The organism is Salegentibacter sp. (assembly GCF_041642575.1).
Lineage (GTDB): Bacteria > Bacteroidota > Bacteroidia > Flavobacteriales > Flavobacteriaceae > Salegentibacter.
In genome coordinates this window covers 1-5530 of sequence record NZ_JBEPWD010000113.1, presented here as the reverse complement: position 1 = coordinate 5530, position 5530 = coordinate 1, and the positions used below count along the sequence as shown (strand labels likewise).

The following is a 5530-nucleotide window of genomic DNA, read 5'->3' as shown; positions in this document are numbered from 1 at the left end:
TCCTGCAGCCTTTGTTGATCCTGATCTCTTATTTGTAAAAGGTCTCCATCTACCATCATCAATCGTGTTTGATCACGATCCTGGTCTTTGTCCTGGTCCCTGTCTTGCGCAATCCCTGTTTGGATGCCTAAAAACAGAAAGGCCAATAAAAATAATATTCTCATTATATGTGTTTTAGGTTAATATCTCTAATAAACTTAGTGTATAAATGCACCGAAAAGAATGATATTTCTCAGGAAAAAAACTTCTTAAAACTATTTCTAGCCTACCTGTTTTCTAACTGAAGACGGCCCAATAATATTATTACCGGGATATCTCCATATAAGAAAATGGCGACAGTTGCCCAATGACTTTAAATAGATACAATTAAATCTGCCTCTTCCTTGTTTTGCTTATTTTAATTTGCAGCAACACTGCCATTGCAATAAAACTTATGAAAATTATGAGCAAAAGCATTTTTATTTCCGGTAGAACGTGGCTAATATCACCGCCCAAATAAGCCACTTTTCTAAAAGCAGTGAGAAAGTGAGTGACGGGGATTGACTGTGCTATCCCGTTAATAAAACCCGGAATTGCAAGACTTGGCCAGGTAAATCCACTAATCACAAAAGCCGGTGTAGAGATCACCATTAGCAATTCTGTGGCTTTTAACTGGTTCGGAATGGCTACAGAAAACAACATGCCCACGCCCATAGAAGCAAGGCTTAAAAGAATCACCAAAATCAACATGGGTATATTGAATATGTCGGCTTCCACATTGAAGAAAACAAAAAGCCGACTCACAAAAAACCACATCACAGGCAGGAACAGTAAAAAAGGAGTGGCTTTTAAACCTATAAGATATAATGAAGATTTTTCTTTTTTGACCAATTGCCTGAAATATCCATCTTCAAAATCCCGTGAAAACACCAATGCCATTGCAAGAAATATTACCTGTTGCATTATGGCTCCCAATAATCCCGGCAGCATAAAACTAAGGTAATTCCCGGTAGAATTATAAAGTTTATTGAAGTTGATTTTAAAGCTCTCATAGGATTTTTCGGCAGCAGCCGGAGGCATTCCCTGTTTTTTGAGACCTTCAATTTCCATCCCTGCATTAAGAGTCATTAATACCTGTTGAATATTATTGCTTGCTGTATTAGCATTTAAAATATTGGTCATATTAAGATCTACCCTCACTTCAGGATATCTTTTCTGAAGAATATCTGCCTCCAAACCTGGAGGTAGGGTCACCACAGCTGCATATTGCTCCATCGGCATTTCTTCAAGAATATTGCCTGGAGTATGACGACGGTCTTTTACCAGAAGTCCTTCATTATCTTCAAACGCATCGATGATCTTATCTGTTAACGGCGAATTATCCTGGTCTACAATCACTATGGGTAAATTAACAACTTTCGCCTGCTGGTATACGTATCCAAATAAGATTCCGTATAGGACCGGAGCCCCAAAGAAAATCGCACAAAGTACGCTATTGGAAAAAATACGCTTAAATTCCCATCTCAATAATTTAAAAAATTCTTTCATCTGCTTATTCTTTGATCAGGATGGTAGCATTGGAATAATAAGTTTCCCCGCTGGTCTTGGAAGTCGGGACGACCTTAAGCTCATATACAGATTCGGCCAGATCGTACATCGGTGCCGTGCTGGTGATCTCTGCATATTTGGGCAGTTGCTTTATATAAGCGATCCTGCCGGTGATTTCTTCGTTGGTATATGGATTTATCATCAGCAGTTCGCTGCCTTGCTCGAAATCATAAATCCTGGATTCATTAACGGTAAACCTGAAATAAACGGAGTTCTTTTTATAACCATTCACCAATGCATAACCGGGACTTAGCAACTCCCCTTCCTTAAGACTAATAGTTTCAATAGTCATATCGGCAGGTGCGAGAAGGTACATTTCCTGAGAGGCCGTGAGCACCTCTTCTTTGGCACCACGGGCGCGATCCAGTTGGCCCCGGGCCTGGTCCAGCTGTTCAGTTCTTGCACTTTTCCCGGCTTCTTCGCGTTTTGCTTCGAGGGCTGCAACCTGGGACCTGGCCATTTGAAGTTTCATATTCACCTCATCCAGTTGCTGACGAGTAATCAGGGAATCCTTATACATATTGTCCAGCCGTGAATAAGATTCGTTTGCAAATTGCAATTCTGCCCTGGCAGCATCAAGCTTTCTGTCTATTTGAATAAGTTGTTCGGTGGTGGCACCGGCATTAGCCATATTGTATTGCCCACGAGCGGCCATTATCCCGCCCTCAGCCTGCATCATTTTCGCACTTATCTCAGGAATATCAAGAAAGGCTAAAGTATCGCCTTTCTTTACCTCATCTCCTTCAGCTATATATAATTTATGAATGCGTCCGGCCAGCTTACTGCTAACAGAGATGGTTTCAAATTTCACTTTTCCTCTGTAAGAAGTGATTTCCTGCTCATTACTGCAGGAAGCCAGTATTAACAGACTAAAAAGGCTAATTGTAATTTTAAATGTTCTCATATATTTATAATTTTAATCCAATTAGGAAATCAGGAACACGCTTATCATCAAGTTCCTGTTTGTTGCCATATTTGGGTCCAGCAGCATGCTGGTTTCATTTTTTATTTGTTTTAATAATTAAGTAATCCTTTGGAGTGAAGCAATTTGGTGGCTGCCCGCCGCTGATTGAAATAAGATTCTTGTAATTGAAATCTGGCCTTTTCCAGGTCTTTAAGAGCATCCAGAACTTCGGTGATGGAAGCCAGATCATTTTTATGCTGTTTGTTTACCAGATCTAAAGTGGCATCGGCCAGTTCGATTTCTTTTTCAGCGATGCGTGAATTCTGAAGAGAAGCCTCATAAGCGTTTTCTGCCTTGACAATGCTCAATGCGATCATCTCTTCAGCCTCTTCGATCTGCTCCCGGTATTTCCTGGCTTCGAGTGTTGTCTTTTTACTGTTTAAACGAGACTGGCCCCCGTCAAAAAGATTCCATTTTATCCCTATTGCAGCATACCATTGTGGATCTAAAAGAGATAAATCGTCTTCTAAAAATTCGTAATGTCCTTTTATAGCCACCTTCGGAATAAAATGGCTTTTCTCCATTTTAGCTTTATATTCTGAAGCTTTTTCTGCCTCTTCCAGAGCATTGACTTCATTCCTTTTTTCAGGAGCAATTTCATTGGTAAGCATTGTTGAAAGGCTGGGGTCGAGAGAGCGTAGGACTTCCTTTTCTTCTCCCGTTTGCTGATGTAAGACCTCGATAAGAAGACTTTTATTATGCTTATATTCCAGTTGCCTGGCTGCCAATTGCTGCTGGGCTAATTCGATTTTTTTTCGACTTATGGGAGTAGCCAATCCGTTTTCTATGGCTTTTCTTACAAAATGTTCCTGATCCTTCAAATAATCTTCGGAAGCCGAAAGCACCTTTTCTGAAGCATTTACCAGGGCCAGCCTATCGTAAGTTTCAATAATTTTAAGGATGATACGGTCTTTCTCGGCCATCCCTGAATATTGTAAAGAGGCCTCTTTATGCCTGGCAGCTTTTAAGGCGTTTGTCGCCTCAAATCCGCTGAATAATACCCAGTCAACATCTACTGAAGATTTTAAAATATTTTTATCCTGGAGGTTATTGACTTCCTCCAGCGGAATGTTTTCGGGAAAGTCAGCGTTAAAAGGAATACCTGCGGCTTCTTTTATCAACAGCTTTTGCGTGGCCATTAAAAGCTGTTGCGTATCATCATCAAAGGAGATATCATCGTTTAGGCGGGTATAACTGCCGCTTAAGGAAACCTTGGGAAGAAAAACAGATTTTGCAAGTTTCTGGTCTACCCGTGCCTGTTCGGTATCCAGCCGATTGATATTGATACTATGACTTTTCTCCAGACCCTTTTTAATAAGGTTTTCAAGTACGGGGTCTGGTTCCTGTGCCAAAGACACATTGGAAAACGTGCCTGCAAGTAGGATAAATAAGAGATTAAATTTCAGTGAGTTTATTTTCATTGCAGCTATTTTTTAAGACTGCAAATCTCCTCACTTAAAAGGCAGTTTCTTTTGACCTATATCAAAAAATATAAATCAGGATCTTTTCCGGATTTCTGCTTTACGAATCCGGCTAAGGGTTTCCTGGGTCATTCCCAGGTAGGAAGCAATGTGCCCCAGTGCTACCCTGTTAACTATATCGGGATATTCATTAAGCATATAATCGTAGCGCTCGCGGGCTGTTTGAAACTGGATGGCGTTTAATTTATTGACTACCCGTGTAAGCATCTCTGTAGAAAGAAGCCTTCCCAGTTTTTCCATATTGTGGTATCGGGCAAATAAAAGGTCAAGATTCTCGCGTGTAATACTATATACCACCGAATCCTCCAACATTTCGAGATAATATAAACTTGGGTTCTGCTGAAAAAAGCTTTCTATACTCGACATAAATTGTCCTTCTACAAAAAACCATTGTGTGATCTCTTTTCCATCTTCTTTAAGATAATAACTTCTCCCTACACCTTTCTCTACCAGATAAAGTTTAGAGCAAACCTGTCCTTCCTTTACCAGGGAATTGTTTTTTTGAATTGCTTCCTTCTCAAAATAAGAAATAATATCCTCCAGTTCTTCAGTTGGAAAAGAAACAATGTCTGTTAAATAGTTACGAAGATCCATATAGCGAAAACTTGAAAAATGAGATGATAAAGTTAATTAAATCCTGCCGATGCACTATGCATAATATACCTCTGTCAGGCATGAAGATTTTTTATAACCTTTAAATTGAAGAGGTTCCAACCTGGCACCCTGAAAACCAAAAAATTTAACGCTAAAACCCACTGCCGGATCTTCACAATTTTATAATTTTGGACTATATCCGAATTAATGGATTTAATCCTAATTAAATGAATACAAAGTCTATCCTACACCTCGATCTGGACACATTTTTTGTGTCGGTGGAGCGTTTGCTGAACAGCAAATTAAATAACCGGCCGCTTATCGTAGGTGGAATGGGGGATCGTGGGGTGGTGGCCGCCTCGAGCTATGAAACGCGTAAATTCGGGATTTTCTCCGGAATGTCTATGAAAATGGCCCGGCAGCTTTGTCCTCATGCCACTGTTATAAAAGGAAACGCCGCTACCTATACAAAGTACTCTAATGTTGTCACCGAAATCATTAAAAGTCAGGTTCCTTCTTTTGAAAAAGCCAGTGTAGATGAATTCTATGCTGACCTCACGGGAATGGATAAGTTCTTCGGAATAGAGAAATTTGCCAAAGAACTTCGGCAAAATATCATACAGGAGAGTGGTCTCCCCATCTCATTTGGTCTATCCCAGAACAAGATCGTTTCCAAGATCGCCACCGACGAGGCCAAACCCAATGCCGAAAGCATCGTGGCCCTTGGCAGCGAACGAAATTTCCTGGCTCCTCTTGCCGTCAACAAGATTCCCATGATAGGCAATAAAACCTATCAAACCCTGATGAACCTGGGTATTTATAAGATTGAAACCATCCAGCAAATGCCTTTGGAAATGCTGGAAAGTGTCCTGGGCAAGAACGGCCGCACGATATGGAAAAGAGC

At 40.5% G+C, this 5530-nt stretch carries 4 protein-coding genes and 1 pseudogene; 1 reads left to right on the top strand and 4 read right to left on the bottom strand.

Annotated elements, in window-relative coordinates:
• Positions 1-366: 366 nt before the first annotated feature.
• From ACESK1_RS11735 to ACESK1_RS11720, 4 genes are all read right to left on the bottom strand, one after another.
• Complete coding sequence (locus ACESK1_RS11735) at positions 367-1527, bottom strand: ABC transporter permease (protein ID WP_372920368.1); 1161 nt, start codon at positions 1525-1527, stop codon at positions 367-369.
• A 4-nt stretch (positions 1528-1531) separates the two neighbouring features.
• Positions 1532-2491 (bottom strand): HlyD family secretion protein, encoded by a 960-nt coding sequence (locus tag ACESK1_RS11730; RefSeq protein WP_372920367.1) that lies wholly within the window; start codon positions 2489-2491, stop codon positions 1532-1534.
• Between the two features lie 110 nt (positions 2492-2601).
• Entirely contained in the window at positions 2602-3972 is a 1371-nt protein-coding gene (locus ACESK1_RS11725) for a TolC family protein (RefSeq protein ID WP_372920366.1), read from the bottom strand.
• A 75-nt stretch (positions 3973-4047) separates the two neighbouring features.
• The gene (locus tag ACESK1_RS11720) at positions 4048-4626 is read right to left on the bottom strand and encodes a Crp/Fnr family transcriptional regulator (protein ID WP_372920365.1); all 579 of its coding nucleotides are present in this window, start codon (positions 4624-4626) and stop codon (positions 4048-4050) included.
• Between the two features lie 227 nt (positions 4627-4853).
• Here ACESK1_RS11720 and ACESK1_RS11715 point away from each other — a divergent pair.
• Positions 4854-5530 (top strand): annotated as a pseudogene (locus ACESK1_RS11715) (DNA polymerase IV); the annotation flags it as partial.

Coding starts and splice junctions, on each gene's coding strand:
- ACESK1_RS11735 (WP_372920368.1), bottom strand. CDS start 1,527: ATGAAAGAATTTTTTAAATTATTGAGATGGGAATTTAAGCGTATTTTT.
- ACESK1_RS11720 (WP_372920365.1), bottom strand. CDS start 4,626: ATGGATCTTCGTAACTATTTAACAGACATTGTTTCTTTTCCAACTGAA.
- ACESK1_RS11725 (WP_372920366.1), bottom strand. CDS start 3,972: ATGAAAATAAACTCACTGAAATTTAATCTCTTATTTATCCTACTTGCA.
- ACESK1_RS11730 (WP_372920367.1), bottom strand. CDS start 2,491: ATGAGAACATTTAAAATTACAATTAGCCTTTTTAGTCTGTTAATACTG.